The organism is Acidovorax sp. AC410, assembly GCF_979253235.1.
In genome coordinates, this window is the sequence record NZ_CEEDCG010000003.1 from 109,750 (window position 1) to 122,558 (window position 12,809).

At 61.7% G+C, this 12,809-nt stretch carries 16 protein-coding genes; 3 read left to right on the forward strand and 13 right to left on the reverse strand.

Features of this window, described 5'->3' with window-relative positions:
• From AC0IZS_RS33690 to AC0IZS_RS33700, 3 genes are all read right to left on the reverse strand, one after another.
• Entirely contained in the window at window positions 1–501 is a 501-nt protein-coding gene (locus tag AC0IZS_RS33690) for a hypothetical protein (RefSeq protein ID WP_436220475.1), read from the reverse strand.
• A gap of 15 nt (window positions 502–516) precedes the next feature.
• On the reverse strand, window positions 517–984 hold the full coding sequence (locus tag AC0IZS_RS33695; RefSeq protein ID WP_436220474.1) for a hypothetical protein: 468 nt from the start codon (window positions 982–984) through the stop codon (window positions 517–519).
• A gap of 176 nt (window positions 985–1,160) precedes the next feature.
• The gene (locus AC0IZS_RS33700; RefSeq protein ID WP_471639717.1) at window positions 1,161–1,610 is read right to left on the reverse strand and encodes a hypothetical protein; all 450 of its coding nucleotides are present in this window, start codon (window positions 1,608–1,610) and stop codon (window positions 1,161–1,163) included.
• A 277-nt stretch (window positions 1,611–1,887) separates the two neighbouring features.
• Here AC0IZS_RS33700 and AC0IZS_RS33705 point away from each other — a divergent pair, with 277 nt between their 5' ends.
• Window positions 1,888–2,460: a hypothetical protein gene (locus tag AC0IZS_RS33705; RefSeq protein WP_471639718.1), complete on the forward strand. Its 573-nt coding sequence runs from the start codon at window positions 1,888–1,890 to the stop codon at window positions 2,458–2,460.
• A 105-nt stretch (window positions 2,461–2,565) separates the two neighbouring features.
• Here AC0IZS_RS33705 and AC0IZS_RS33710 read toward each other — a convergent pair whose 3' ends face one another.
• The 7 genes from AC0IZS_RS33710 to AC0IZS_RS33740 form a co-directional block, all read right to left on the reverse strand.
• Window positions 2,566–3,210, reverse strand: coding sequence for a hypothetical protein (locus tag AC0IZS_RS33710; RefSeq protein WP_471639719.1), 645 nt, complete (start codon window positions 3,208–3,210; stop codon window positions 2,566–2,568).
• 117 nt (window positions 3,211–3,327) lie between these two features.
• Window positions 3,328–3,789 (reverse strand): hypothetical protein, encoded by a 462-nt coding sequence (locus AC0IZS_RS33715; protein WP_471639720.1) that lies wholly within the window; start codon window positions 3,787–3,789, stop codon window positions 3,328–3,330.
• Complete coding sequence (locus AC0IZS_RS33720; protein WP_436180358.1) at window positions 3,786–3,986, reverse strand: hypothetical protein; 201 nt, start codon at window positions 3,984–3,986, stop codon at window positions 3,786–3,788. The genes AC0IZS_RS33715 and AC0IZS_RS33720 overlap by 4 nt, the downstream gene beginning before the upstream one ends.
• Before the next feature lie 328 nt (window positions 3,987–4,314).
• Window positions 4,315–5,037, reverse strand: a complete 723-nt coding sequence (locus tag AC0IZS_RS33725; protein ID WP_471639721.1) for a hypothetical protein — start codon at window positions 5,035–5,037, stop codon at window positions 4,315–4,317.
• 60 nt (window positions 5,038–5,097) lie between these two features.
• Complete coding sequence (locus tag AC0IZS_RS33730; RefSeq protein WP_471639722.1) at window positions 5,098–5,358, reverse strand: hypothetical protein; 261 nt, start codon at window positions 5,356–5,358, stop codon at window positions 5,098–5,100.
• Between the two features lie 424 nt (window positions 5,359–5,782).
• On the reverse strand, window positions 5,783–6,289 hold the full coding sequence (locus AC0IZS_RS33735; RefSeq protein WP_471639723.1) for a hypothetical protein: 507 nt from the start codon (window positions 6,287–6,289) through the stop codon (window positions 5,783–5,785).
• A gap of 461 nt (window positions 6,290–6,750) precedes the next feature.
• A complete protein-coding gene (locus AC0IZS_RS33740; protein WP_471639724.1) occupies window positions 6,751–7,002 on the reverse strand; it encodes a hypothetical protein in 252 nt (83 codons plus the stop codon).
• A gap of 440 nt (window positions 7,003–7,442) precedes the next feature.
• Here AC0IZS_RS33740 and AC0IZS_RS33745 point away from each other — a divergent pair, with 440 nt between their 5' ends.
• Window positions 7,443–7,853, forward strand: coding sequence for a hypothetical protein (locus tag AC0IZS_RS33745; RefSeq protein ID WP_471639725.1), 411 nt, complete (start codon window positions 7,443–7,445; stop codon window positions 7,851–7,853).
• Window positions 7,854–7,937: 84 nt separating this feature from the next.
• On the opposite strand, the gene AC0IZS_RS33750 is transcribed toward AC0IZS_RS33745, so the two are convergent.
• Both AC0IZS_RS33750 and AC0IZS_RS33755 read right to left on the reverse strand, forming a co-directional pair.
• Window positions 7,938–8,393, reverse strand: coding sequence for a hypothetical protein (locus AC0IZS_RS33750; RefSeq protein WP_471639726.1), 456 nt, complete (start codon window positions 8,391–8,393; stop codon window positions 7,938–7,940).
• A 514-nt stretch (window positions 8,394–8,907) separates the two neighbouring features.
• Complete coding sequence (locus AC0IZS_RS33755; RefSeq protein ID WP_471639727.1) at window positions 8,908–9,873, reverse strand: SOS response-associated peptidase family protein; 966 nt, start codon at window positions 9,871–9,873, stop codon at window positions 8,908–8,910.
• 626 nt (window positions 9,874–10,499) lie between these two features.
• Here AC0IZS_RS33755 and AC0IZS_RS33760 point away from each other — a divergent pair.
• A complete protein-coding gene (locus tag AC0IZS_RS33760; RefSeq protein ID WP_436220461.1) occupies window positions 10,500–10,802 on the forward strand; it encodes a hypothetical protein in 303 nt (100 codons plus the stop codon).
• A gap of 1,372 nt (window positions 10,803–12,174) precedes the next feature.
• On the opposite strand, the gene AC0IZS_RS33765 is transcribed toward AC0IZS_RS33760, so the two are convergent.
• Window positions 12,175–12,423, reverse strand: a complete 249-nt coding sequence (locus AC0IZS_RS33765; RefSeq protein WP_471639728.1) for a hypothetical protein — start codon at window positions 12,421–12,423, stop codon at window positions 12,175–12,177.
• Between the last annotated feature and the right edge of the window lie 386 nt (window positions 12,424–12,809).

A 12,809-nucleotide genomic window follows, 5' to 3' on the forward strand; every position in this document is an offset into this window, starting at 1 on the left:
TCACTGCTGTCCAGGCCATGCGGCGAGGCGAGCCGCTAGTCTGGTGCACCGGGCCCCGGCGAGCCCCAGGGGCGTCACTCCCAGTTCCGCACATTGCTTGACCGCCGTGTCGCAGATCCCTCGCTGCCGCGCAAGGGCGGACTTTGGTGTCCGCACCGCACGCTCCAGCTGCTCAAGGGATTCAAGCTGCTGTTCGGTCAGCCAGGCCAGGACGGTGCCGAGTTGTACTGCCGCCGCTTCTGGGGTGCGGTCCCTGAAAAGTTGGCTCCCCTGGTCATGCAGGCCAGTATCTCGCGACGCCCGGAGTGTTGCTTGGTGGGCGGCTACCGCGAATTCTGATAGCTTCGCGTCGCCTTGGAAGTGGCCAATGCGAAGGCTCTTCCCTGTTGTGTCGTCGATGTGAATCTCACTGCCGCAGTTGCTCACCCACTCCACGTCGCGCACCTCGGGTGCGAGCGCCGAATGTGCCTGGATCACCTTACCCCAGATGCTCGTATTCATGCGCGGGTCCCCTACTCAGAAAGTGCACAAGATGCCGTCGCCAACGTCCATCCAATGGGTGGGCTGGTAGCCAAGTGCCTCGGCAGCACGGCGGGCGCCCACTGGGGTCGCTTCATTGTCTAGGCGCACGGTTTCAACGTGCCCTTGAGGCGTACCGATCCTGAGGTAGAAGCCCTTTGCTGGGTGACGCCGTGCGAAGGCGCGATCCATGATGACGACCTGGGCCGGGAAATCTGGCGGAGGCGTTCCGTCGAAGGTCTGGTTCGCGGCATTGGAAGTAGACAGCACGCATCGCCCGCTGAGATCCATGGATAGGTGTCCGGCCTTGAGGAGCGATTGAACCGTGTTCGGGAAGACGGTGCGCTCGCGCGCCTCTTCCTTTAGACGGTACAGACCGGACTCGCCCACGAAACGCAGCTGTGCGCCGCCAGTGACTTTGTCCAAGAGACTTTGCTGTGCCTCGCTCAGTTTGCGAATTCCCATCCGTGGCCTTTCCTCATTCTTCGATGCGCGCCAGTTAGGCACGCGGTTCAATGGCTACTGTACGGGAGCTCGCATCCGCGTCAATGGCCCCGAGTAGCTGCAGGTGACGCCGGTGGCCGTCGCCACAGGAATTTGGCGCTGATGTGGGGGGCTTTGATATGGGACCGCAGCGAGGATTAGAAGCGAGGCTCCCCTTCCCTGCCGGCCGCTGGTGTCGCACGGACATGTCCATCGATCAAGGCGCTTGCGCGAGCGGCCAGCACCAGGTGCAGCAACTCTGCGTCTTGTGCTGCATCAACTGCGTCCCGGTTGACTGCGGATGCCAAGGCGGACTTCAGCCAGTTAGATACATCAAAGGCCCCGAGCAGCTGGGCAATGGTTGGAAGCGCCTGTTCTCGCTTAAGGCTCTTGAGAGACTTGGCCGCCTCATTTTCCACGGCGAGAAGTTCAGCCCTGGCAGTGCTGCCCAGCCCGCCGCATTCGATATGCGCCAGGCTGGATAGCGTGCTCAAGGATCTGAAGGCAGTGTGGGCGTCCTCGTGGTCCTCGGCCGTGGAGATCGGCGCGCGCAGGCGCTTCAATTCTCTGTGCGCGGCCGCGACGATCGTTCTTTCGAGTGTGTTCATGTAGGGCCCTTTGGGGTGGCGGAGACAGAGAGGAAAGGAGGCATCGCGCCGGCTGGTTCAGTGCGGCGTTGCCGATCTGCTCGGTGTGTGTCCGATGCCTTTGGTGTAGCCGCTCAGCAGCTGCACTGTACGTACTGCCCCCGTGACAAGCACCGGCTTTACGTCCCGTAGCGGGCGCATCGGGCCCTTGGTCATTGAGCTCGCTATGAAATCATCCAGACACCGCTTCCCGTAGGGGTGAAGAGGCACGCTCGACGCAATACAAGGAACACACGAAATGCTACGTAAGGTCTTGGCCCTATTCCGGCCGGAAGCTCAACACGGTCTGGTGATGGTGCTCGAAAAAGTAGGTGGAGGAGTGCACAAGCGAGTGGATGAGAACCGTGAACTGGTGGAGTTGCTGCATAAGAAGGCTCCTGCGCTGCTTCAGGAGTTTCCCTGGGCCGAAGACTGGCTGCGCAGCAACGACGAGGTTTTCACTGCGTTAGGACGCTTGGCCACGTCACTGGGTGCAAACAACCCGCAATTTGCTGCGGGCCCGGGATTTCCCCGCACTTGGCCTGAAAGCTGCACTTCATCTGCGAAGGACAGTATGCCAATCGTGCCAGCTACGCCGAGCCAGCGATGGATCGACAACGCCTACCCACTTCAAAAGGTGACCGTGCACCTTCAAGGTACCAGGCACAGCAACCGTGAAGACATCATCAGCCAGCTTGAAGGGGTGCTGGAACGGCTGCGCGCCGGCGACCTGGTGGGCGAGGACCACGATGATGATTACGGCTACCGTTTCACCGTTGAACCTGCAAGTGCCGGCCCATCGTTCTTCGATACGCCAGCAGGGTACGTTTGATCTGGCTGGATCGAAAAAGGGCCCCATGCGCTGGCATGGGGCCCTTCTTGATTGCTCGCCCCACAAGGGGTGGCGCAGATTCCTCCGGTGTGAACTAGTGCGCTTTCAATGGATATCTCCTCCCGACGCCTGTTCGCTCTGCGCCGCGAGGACGTATTCAGCGCGGGCAGCTTCGAGCCGCGAGCCAAACGTGAAGTCACCCGGGGAGCCCAGGGACTCCCTTCGAGGATCGCAGACGATTCGCCATCTGCGGTCTTCATAGTTCCTGCTCACGCACCCGATCGCACCGCTGGCGTACTGCACGTTGTCGACGTACCACCCGCCATGTCGCCACGGGCTGAAGGACGGCGTCCAGTCCTGCGGCGGGCCAGCAGGTGGCAGGCTGGCGGCCGCCTGCAGGTCGACGAGCCCTGGGTGGTGGCGCCCAAAGTGCCGTGTGAGTCTGGTGACGAGCTCCACCTGGAAGGCGGCTGCGTCGGCGAGGTGGTTGCACCGGAGCCAGGCTCCCATTCCCTCGCTGATCTCGTACTCGAAGACTGTAGGGCCTTCGAGTCCAAGGCCTTGCGCCCGCGTCGCCGCAGTGCTGAGGTAGCGAGTGAACGTTGCCACCTCCGCCAATGCGCTCAGCTCGCCGCCGTAGTGCGCGAGCTCCTGATGGCTCAGCGGGCCCGTTTGCAAGAAGCCCTTGGTCAAGTAGGCGGCATGGACCAACTGGCCCAGCTTCTGTTGTTCGGAAAGTCCGTTGTGCATTCGGTTCAGTCTCCAGTTTGAAGAGGACAGGCACCGCCCCAGTGGGCATCTTGTGCCCATCTGGGGTTGTTTGTTGGACCAGTCCGGCAAGTGCCGGACCTTGTTATGCGTTGGGCGTTACAGCTCCAGGGTCGCCTGCGCTCTGAGGCGTTTCAGCAGTTCGATCCGACTTCGCTCCTCGCGCTGGCGGAACAGCACTGATCTCGCTTCGTAGACTCCCGTGTGTAGGTCCACCACATATCGCAGATAGGACGCAGTGGTGGGTCCTCTCCATTCGGCCCAGGCCTTCCGGATGAGTTCCTTCTGTTCCTCGGTAGCCGCGAAGAAGTCGCGCCTGCAGTCCCTCCAGAGGCGCGCGAGGCGCGCGCGCTGATCAATTTCAGTCTTGCGATTGCGCTCGCGGCGCCGGGTGAGCTCACCTTCCTCGTCAAAGGAAGGCGGCGGTGGCAGCAAAGCGGCTAGAAGCGGGAACTGCTCCTCGACCTTCTTCTTCAGCCGCTGAGGCTTCGACCGCGCCATTGCAAGCTTGCGTGGCGTCCAGTCAAAGTCCTCGTAGCGTGCGTAGCGAGTGAATCTCATGGCGTCGTCAGCTCCGTCCACTCGATGGCGAGCTGGAGCGCCTGGTCGTTCGGCGGATCGACGAGTTCACCGCTCGCGAGTTCGAACAGGGCATCGCCATCGCCATCGATGCTCGCAAGCGAGCCCTGGATGCCAAGGCCCATGCCGGCCAGCTCAGCCTCGACTTCTCGCAGGCGCTGGGTGTTCTGTGGATTCAATTGAGTCTCCCAGGTAATGGGTGGAACTCCCCGCCGGTGGGCAAGGAGCCCGACCGTGTGGTTGGATGCGCGCTGAAGCGCTTGAATTGACCAGTCTGGGTCCGCCGCAAGCGGGTGGTCCTTGTGACTGGCCTATGAGGTCGTCGCCGTAAAGGCGTTTGATGGGTGCCGGCAATCGCCGGGTTGGCAGCACTGAGGCCGAACCAGGCCATGCTAGCCGCGGGGATCTAGCCTGGCAAGCCGATGAAGTGTTGGGCTGCCTGTCGCCGGTCTGAGCCGTCCACCGAAGACGAAAACGCCCCGGCGATGGCCAGGGCGTTTCGGTTTCCTAAATGTTCAGGAGACGCAGCGTGCGCAGGGCCTCCCGGTCGCGTTCGGAGTCGGCGGAATCGATCCGCTGTTCCAGGTGGGCGATTGCGCCCGCGATGCTGCAGAAGTCGCTCTCGCTACCTTCGCCCTTGGCCTGGCTGATGGCTTGGGCCACGTCCAGGGTGGCGCCGGGCGGACACACGTTTGCGTGTCCGAACGTGTGCTTCAGGTCGAGGTCGACCAGACGCGCATCCTCCGGCATGTCGGGCGGCAGTGAGGGGAGGAAATGGTAGGTGCCTTCCTCTCCGAGCCACTCATAAACCGACTGGTTCCAGAAGCCGTCTTTGGATTCGGAGTGGATCAGCCTGCAAGGAATTGCGCCGGTTGGCTTGAGCTGCTTGAGCGTACTGTCGAGGAGCGCGGCAACGCTATCGATCGCGTCGATGGGAATGTGGCCATCGGTACCGAATCCCAGGTTCGCGAGGCCCTGCAGTAGGTGCAACAGGGCATCTCTACGGGCTTGCTCCGCCTCGTACTCCGGGTCGGTAAACGACAGGGCGTATTCGGCATGCTGCTCTTTGAACACCAGGTTGTAGGCGGCGTCCAGGACGGCCTCCTCAATCTCGGACTCGCTGGCGCCGATCGGCACCTCCACGGTCACGTCCTTGTGGGCATAGGCTGTACGGCATACGGACAGGGTGACCGCGCAGGTCTTGGGCGCTTCTTGTTGGGTGGGTGTCATGTGTGTCTTTCGATTGCCTTTCCAGTCCAAGCTGGGGTGCGGCGGTGTTGGTGGTTGCGGTTAGCAAACAGCCGGGTAGGTCTGGCAGGCGTTGGCCCGTTCTTGGTCGTAGCGCGGGGCGTACGCGGAGTCGAGGCGGGCTATCGTGAAACAGAGGTACCGCTGTACAAACCAGGTCTTGATCTCTGCTTCCTTCCTTTCGGTGAGGTCGCATTTCCACGGGTTCGCGGCTGTGAAGTCCGGATCCCGCCTTGACCAATGAACGGAGTCGATACGGTGCCCGTCCAGGCAGATCTCCAAGTAGTGTTGTGTCGTGCTCATGGATTTCTCCCGGAGCGTGATCCGGTCCGCCATTGGGCGGTCGGATTGGGGAAGGATGATTCGAGTCATGGCTGCGAGCGTTGTCGCGTCAGGACAGACTTCCCGTGCTGGGACGTCGAGTCCCAGCGAGCTGGTGTTGGATGGGTAACAGGTTTGCCGCAAGGGCGTGGCCGACGGCTGACCTGCACTGCTGGTTCGGACAGATTGCCGATACCGCTGATTCCGTGGGAGGCGGTGCGGGTGCCGGCCATCCACGGAGGGGTTGCACCAAGAGGTGCGCGAATCGCAGAAGCGAACGTGGACGCATGGTAGCCGGCACCCTCGGGGCGGGCAAGCGCATGCGGTGTCGCCAAAAGAAAATCCCCGGGGCGCCGTCAGGCGCACCGGGGATGGTATGGGTTGGCCGAAAGAGCGGCCGCGGCGGCTAGGCTACCGCGGTTCGTGTGGCCATGGCGCGGATCTGCGCCTGGATCACCTCTACACCGGCAGTGCCGAGCACCGGATGGAGCTCAACTGCGCAAAGGGCCAGCGCGATCTCCAGTTCATCGTTCGCGGCTTCCTGCCCTGCTGGGGCCAGGTAGACGCGGCTGACGGACTCTGCATTGGACGGGCTGATGTCGTGGTCGACGATTTCGATCACGCCGCCGGCCTGGATGAGTGGGCGCAGGCCGTCGCAGAGGGCGTCGAACTTCTCGGGCTTGTCACCATGGCCGCCCCCTTCGCAGGAGACGTTGAAGATGATCTTGCCATCGGATTCCAGAGTAACGTGGGACTCGCCCATGTCTTCCGAGGCCTCGCCGGTGGCTTCACCAGGTGCAGCTTCCGCGAGCACCACACCGAATTCGATGAGGAACGGTGCGAAGGCGCAGAGGATCTGCTGCAGTGTCACGCCTTCCTTCACTTGAAGGTTGGTGTGGGTGCGAATGGACATGTCGTGACTGCTCATGTTTAGCTTTCTTGCTGCGTTCTGCCTTTGGGCAGGAACAGTGGATAGTGGTGCGAGTTCCCGAAGGGGACTCGCGAGGTGTTGGCTGGCTGTGGCCCTGCCCGTCTATGCGGTACAGAGGCTCAGATGGCCCAGCGGAAAAGGTTCGTTCAGTGCGGCTAGGAATGCCAGATCGGTCGCCTCCTTGGAGGCTCCGATAGGCGTTTCAAAATCAACTTGAAATCGCTGTCCGGCGATGACAATCCAGCCCGTGTGAATGCACTTGGTGTGTGCCTTATTTCACGGAAGTGCAGCTTTCGCTGCGTTGTGGCCTGGCGGCCGAGTTCTAGCGCTCGCAGCCCGACCGATTGGCGGCGGTGCCGTCAGATCAGCTGCTGTTGGCGCTGGTACAAGACCGTGCATCGAGCGATGAGGTCCTGCAGGTTCTGCTGGCCGTGGAGGCCCTGCTACTGGCGCAACTGGGTGCGGCGCAGGATTTCGTCGGTGGACCGGCTCAGGACCTTCGCGATGGTGATGACGCCCATGCGCAATCTAGTCCTATGGCCTTCGGTCCAGTCGCCATAGTCCATGTGGCAATGGCGCTCGATGTAGTCATCGGCCTGGCAGCCGAGGAAGTCCGAAGCGCCTTCGAGGTTGGCGTCGAATCGGTAGCCATTCTCGTAGTTCGCGACGAGAGCCCCTTTGTGAGGGCCCTTCAAAGTATGCGTGCATCAGGCTCATCGGCCATGAAGTTGAGCCCGCGATGTAGGGGGGACTATTCAGTCCCCTCGGCGGCGTATGCGAAGAGATCTAGAGTTTCCATTGGGGCTTCTGACGGAGCGCCACCACAAGGGCAGTGCCCGTGTGGGTGAATGGATTGAGGCCTGTTGCTCAGGCCGCTGGTATTGGGCTGCCCTTTGGGGGCAGGTCGACGCCTAAGCGTACGTGGGCGGATTGTGGACCCGTGCAGCACACGTTGCAAGCCTATGAGGTGTTGGCCTCCACGTTCTGACACTGGATGTCAGTTCCCGCACCCCAGCCGCGCAAGTTCACCGTTGCCGACTGTGGCCATTCGTAAGAAAATTGTATGGGCCATGCATTTAAACAGGTCGTTTCGGTGGACACCCCCACTACGCAGCCTCGCACGAAAGTACATCTCATGACGGAGTCTGAACAATACGATGCCCGGCTAAATAGGCTCGCAATGGAGCTGACGCCAGAGCAAATGCAGGCGCTAGAAGTAACGAATCCAGCCGTAGCCGGATTGGTAAAGCTGCGAAAGATGGAACTGGATGGAACTCCGCTCGAAGAGATTCGGGCCGAGATCAAATTACAGGCCTCTGCAAAGCAGCGCTCCACAGCAACAACCTTGTACTCTGATGAGAAGAAGAGTTCGCTGGCCAGTCGGATGGCGGCTAGAAGGTCTGATCTGTTAGCGGCGCAGCGCGTCCCCAGCCGAGACGTAAAGATTCTCAGCAAGGATCCCGTGGACATGAGCAGCCCATTTTCACAGGAGCTAGATCCCTCGGTGGAGTGCCACTCGAAGTTGGACGGCGGCTCGCCGACCTGAGTCCAGCGCCCATGAGGCGGCTGCCCCTTGAACTCACAGACATTTATCGTGTAGCCGCAGGCTTGTGCGAGATTGATGGGCTGCTCACGGTGCTGTATCAAGGCAGCTGCCTTCGGCATTTGCCACGGCCGCGCGCGATGTGGCGATGACTTCCTCGACCCTGGCCCAGGTGCGCGCAAGATGTGCACGAGCGCGATCTTGCTCTTCAAGTAGGTTTTCGTAGCTCGCATTGGCCGGGTTCTCTGGGCCTCCAGAGGAGGGCATGAAGGGGCTCTGATGGCTTTCAGTCTGTGAGCCCTCTCCTTCGCGCTGCGGTTGCGCGAGTAGCTCAAGCTGCAAGGCGACACCACCATGGTGGTCCAATGCCCAGAGCCAGGATCTGGCGGTCTCCTCGTGCCCGATAGCTCCCAGGGCTCCAAGGATTTGGAGGCTCATGCCCGGGGTCAGGCCCGCAATGTACTTTGCGCCTGCGATCGGCAGCCGGTGCGAGCCCGCCGCGGTGTCGATGGTGACGCACTGTGGTTGGGGGGCGTTGGTCATCGTTCGAACTGTCTTGCGAGAAACGATCCGCGCCGGCTTACGCGCGGCTTTGGCGCAACGCTACGCGGGGCGCATATCGACGATGTAGCTCAATAGCTTGACTGTGGGTCACACGAACGCAGATTGGATCGCAGGTCACATAGAGCCCGGCTTGGCGTAGGCGCTTGGCCACGCGGAAGGCAGCGGCGCGAGGCAATAGCCGCGCCTTGTGCCCGACCTGTCGCCCGCTAAGCAGGCCCCCATTTCCATGGTGGCGGACCTGGTAGAGCTTGCGCAGGGCGTCTGAGCCGCCCGGCTGAAGTTTGCGATGGCCCTCGGGCGGGCGACCATGCTGCGTGTGGAGGAACTGCGCTGATTTGGCCGAAAGGCCGTGCGCTGGGGATAGTGAGGGCATAAGGGCTTCCGTGGTGCGACGAGTCCAGTATTCGCCCAATGGCGGCCGCGTCAAGGCCCTGCATCTCCTTTGCGGCCGAGTGGAGTTTTGCCATGCTCCATTGGCGGTGTCAGCTGTGCCCTACGCTGCTATCCGGTGCTCGTAGTAAGGCCGTATCGCTTCCTTTGCGCGCAGGATGCGATAGCTCTCTGCCAGGTTGTTGCGGTCTGGCTGCAGCCAAGCGTCCAGATTGGAAGGATCGATGGGGATCACGCACCGATCGTGCCCCGCCTGGCTGACCTCCGGTGGCGGATCGTCGGTTACCAGCGCGAAAGAGTAGAGGTCCTCTTTTCCAGGGGCCGTCCAGTGTGCCCACACGCAGGCCAGCAGCATGTTGTGTTCAGGCCTTGGTTTGAATTCCAGGATCACGTCCTCAACCTTCTCGCCTTCTGCGAGTGAGCGCTGCTCTGCGCGGTGCCTGTTGACGTGTTCGTAGAAGGCGCTGGCGAGAACGACTCCATGGGTGATGCCAAATACGCCGGACCAGTAGCCTTCCAGGGAGGTCATTCTTGCGTTGTACGTACCAGGAAAGCGGTGATCGTTCGCCTCGGGCTTACCCGGCGGCCGGCACAAGTACCGCATCGGCCTCAGCACACGGCGTCCGTCTTCCCAGATCATCACAGGGAGGTAGTAGCCGGGGTAGATCCGTGAGTCGCTATCGCGTGGCTGGGCCCGGTTCAAGTGCGCGAGCTTCTGCAGGGCTCCCTCGATCTTGTCCGTGGCGATGCGCCGCTCTTCGCTCCACTTCTTGGTGAGCTTCTGGACCAGCTGGCGATCGGCCTCGGCAAGGCGCGCCTTTTGTTCAAAAACGAGTTGTTGCAGCCGCAAGGCTTCTGCCTCACGGTGCTGACGGATTAGCGCGGCGATCTCCGCCATCTTCGGATCAGGGTCGCTGAGAACAGCGTCTTCGAGGCCTTTGGGCACCGGAAATTTTGCTCCGCTGCTTCTGCGGACGAACAACCGGTAGAACTCGCGGATATCGAGGTCGACACCGTACGCTCGCGTGTAGCGCCTGTAGTCGGCCCAAACTTGCGCGCTGTAGCACATAGACCGAACTCCTATCGTTGGTGGTGGTCTTCGGGAAGTGATTTGCTATGGTATCGCGTTCGCTCCGCCAACCGCTTCGCCGGCAACCTCTGCATGTGAATGGCGTCTTCCTCTGCCCCCGCGGTGCTCTGACGAGCTTTCGTGGTCGGCGATAGAATGCGCGCAGCACGGCATTTTTGCTGAGCCGCTGGGCATCTCCCGGCCTTTCCACTGGCCTCCCGAGGCCAGACCATCGGGGCGCAACGGTTTCCGTCTGCTGACCTTGATTCCCAACATCCCCCACGGGCAAGCCATTGCCCATTGCGGCATGGAGCCTGTTCCAATCCCAAGTAAGAATTCCATGCACATTGCAACCAGGGCTGAGCCGCGCTCGCCTAGCGGTGCCCGGCGGTCCATCAGCGACGACGACCTGTGCTCCGAATGCTCAGCTTGCTCCTATCGCCCCGGCGAAACGAGCTCCTGTGCCAAGGGATGGCCCACGTCGCCATCACCTGACGGCTACATCACATCCTGCGCGTTCTACGCTTCGCAGGAACGCCGGTCCCAGTAGGGCCGGCACCATCAACCCGGTCGGGCAGCTCAGCCCGACTGGGGCAGCTGCTCGCCACACTTTGGAGACTTCCAATATGGCTCAACAGCAGATGAGTTTTGAGATTGCGGTGGACGAACCACCACTCATGGCCGAAGGTGAAATTCGCAACGCCGGTGAATGGCAAGTGCGCAATTTCCGCGGCTTTCAACAGGCCCGTGAAGGGCGTTCAGGTCGTTGGCGCTTCTATGTCTGCGGCTTCGTGCCGACGAGCTCCGGCGTCGCCGGCAGTTGCACTGTGCTCCGGGCCGACGGGACCAAGGAGTCTGTGAAGATCGACGCACGCGACCGGATACTGGTCGCTGGGCAGTGGTATGGCCGTGGGCATTGGAATCACTGAATGGTCACCACCATTACTCAGGCCCCAGCCAGGTACTTTGGACCCAAGAGCCATGCGCTTGGTACCGCTGCCACTGAATACGTGATCGGCTATGCCTTTTCTACGAGCGAGGCAGCGGTGCTTCACGGCTATAGCGCAGCGGGGTGCTTTACCGTTTCTGTGGGCACGAACACTGCTGCCTTCGCTACGCCTGCAGCTGCCTCGCATGCTGCATCGCTGACTGGGCTCAAGCCCGGCCGGTGGTCGATAGACCACCCTGACAACCGGTCGTTGGCATGCGCCTCGGCCTTCTTACCGATGCCTTCTGCTTCGTCTCTGACGCCGCAGTAGGCCGTAAAGACCCGGTCGAATAGGCGACCTTCAAAATGAGCCCCGGGCGTGATCTATCGATCGTGCCCGGGGCTTTTTGCGTTCCGAACGGCGGTGCTGCGGCCGAGGCTGATCAGCGAGAATCTGGCACTCGGGCAGCTTGAACGGAACAGATATGGACGCATCCCCCTCTTCCCCCCGCCTTCTGGCCATAGTGGCGGTGGAGCCGTCTCAGCGTGTGCAGTGTCAGCAACCAGCCTGCAATCACGGGGTCTATGCCGCCATCCACGTTGTCAGGGATGAGGGGCGCGTTCTGGTGTTGGGCTCCACGTGCTTTGAGAAGCGATACGGATCGTCCTCTGCCCTGGGCAGGCCAGCGTATGACAATTCCGGTGGATCAGGCCGCCGGCTCACGGCGGAGGAGCGGCGCCTGCTGGTGGAAAACACCGCAGCATTGATCGCCAGGTTTGAGGACGAGACTGAACGTGAAAGACAGGCCGCGCTTGAGCAGGAAAAGCTTCTCAGAGACGCCGCTGCCGCGAGGCAGCCGCCTGCCCCGTCCCCTGCCCTTCGATTCTCTGATGACTTGGGCCCGCCAGGCCGGCGCTGGCCTTGGCCGTGGCACTCGGGCAGCTCGGTCGCGTTGCTCACTTCACCCACTGGGCAGCAGTGGGTGCGGCAGGAGCACCGAGACAGGTTCCAGACGTTGGCGCCCTGGCCAGCATTCCGGGGGTGGCAGACCGAGTTCCCGACCTCGGTGGGTACCCCCGACGAGTACCTAGGCGCGCTTGTTGTGAGCGACATTGTCTCGGCGCTGAAGACACTCAAGGGGTTGGGCTACGCAGGTCCTATTCCGGGGTCGTGGCAGATGATCCAGCCAAGTCTCGATGGCTTTGCTCGATCCAGGGGGCGCTGGTAAATGGCGACCGTGCTCGCACCTCACCTTGGTCAGGCTCGAGGCCCAGCCGGGCTGCGACGCGCTGCCATGACAACGTCGAGGCGCGGCCGCTGTTCTCCGAGTGGCCCACACATCGCTTACCCCGTGCAATTCGCAGGGTGACCGTCAGTCACCCTTCGAACAGTCGGCATCACCAACCGGGTCTGCTGCCTCGTTCTCGTAGGGCTGACCCTCTGCGGCCGCCAGTGCCAAAGTGCCAGCGTCGAGTGCCGCCGCCCAGCTGTCGAAATCGCATTCCGATGCCGAGTGGGGCTTGAAGACCAGCGCCTCGTTCGCTTCCTGCTCAAGGACAATCCAGCGAAACGCTTCGTCGCTATCAGGGTCAGGGATGATCTGCAGGCAATACGAAGGCATGCGTGTCTCCAATGATTGAATCCGAGTTTACGTTGTGCATTTGCGCTCCATCATGGGTGAGGGTAGCACTGCGCTCAGGTAGGACGGGGCCGGATCCTCTGCCGCCGACGGTACACAACCTGCCAAGCTTGTAGAAGACGGATGGATGGCGCCCCATCCTCGACAGCAAGCTGGGGGTGAGTCAGAGGTAGCAGTAGCAGCCGGTAAAGCCCGGCACGACCGATCTCGGCAGCCAGCTGATGATTTTGTAACAGGCATCGGATGATCTTTGGGCGCCGATTGGCTTCCAAGAGCCCGAGAAGTCTGGAAAGCTTGCTACAAACCTTGCTGTCCAAAGACCCTGCAGCCAGGTACACCCCTACATGGGAAAACGCGGCACGGCCATA

What these genes read in the sequence shown, in the direction of transcription:
- AC0IZS_RS33735 (WP_471639723.1), bottom strand. Translation starts at nt 6,289, where the DNA reads ATGTCCATTCGCACCCACACCAACCTTCAAGTGAAGGAAGGCGTGACA.
- AC0IZS_RS33690 (WP_436220475.1), bottom strand. Translation starts at nt 501, where the DNA reads ATGAATACGAGCATCTGGGGTAAGGTGATCCAGGCACATTCGGCGCTC.
- AC0IZS_RS33750 (WP_471639726.1), bottom strand. Translation starts at nt 8,393, where the DNA reads ATGACCAACGCCCCCCAACCACAGTGCGTCACCATCGACACCGCGGCG.
- AC0IZS_RS33705 (WP_471639718.1), top strand. Translation starts at nt 1,888, where the DNA reads ATGCTACGTAAGGTCTTGGCCCTATTCCGGCCGGAAGCTCAACACGGT.
- AC0IZS_RS33725 (WP_471639721.1), bottom strand. Translation starts at nt 5,037, where the DNA reads ATGACACCCACCCAACAAGAAGCGCCCAAGACCTGCGCGGTCACCCTG.
- AC0IZS_RS33715 (WP_471639720.1), bottom strand. Translation starts at nt 3,789, where the DNA reads ATGAGATTCACTCGCTACGCACGCTACGAGGACTTTGACTGGACGCCA.
- AC0IZS_RS33755 (WP_471639727.1), bottom strand. Translation starts at nt 9,873, where the DNA reads ATGTGCTACAGCGCGCAAGTTTGGGCCGACTACAGGCGCTACACGCGA.
- AC0IZS_RS33745 (WP_471639725.1), top strand. Translation starts at nt 7,443, where the DNA reads ATGACGGAGTCTGAACAATACGATGCCCGGCTAAATAGGCTCGCAATG.
- AC0IZS_RS33700 (WP_471639717.1), bottom strand. Translation starts at nt 1,610, where the DNA reads ATGAACACACTCGAAAGAACGATCGTCGCGGCCGCGCACAGAGAATTG.
- AC0IZS_RS33760 (WP_436220461.1), top strand. Translation starts at nt 10,500, where the DNA reads ATGGCTCAACAGCAGATGAGTTTTGAGATTGCGGTGGACGAACCACCA.
- AC0IZS_RS33710 (WP_471639719.1), bottom strand. Translation starts at nt 3,210, where the DNA reads ATGCACAACGGACTTTCCGAACAACAGAAGCTGGGCCAGTTGGTCCAT.
- AC0IZS_RS33765 (WP_471639728.1), bottom strand. Translation starts at nt 12,423, where the DNA reads ATGCCTTCGTATTGCCTGCAGATCATCCCTGACCCTGATAGCGACGAA.
- AC0IZS_RS33730 (WP_471639722.1), bottom strand. Translation starts at nt 5,358, where the DNA reads ATGAGCACGACACAACACTACTTGGAGATCTGCCTGGACGGGCACCGT.
- AC0IZS_RS33695 (WP_436220474.1), bottom strand. Translation starts at nt 984, where the DNA reads ATGGGAATTCGCAAACTGAGCGAGGCACAGCAAAGTCTCTTGGACAAA.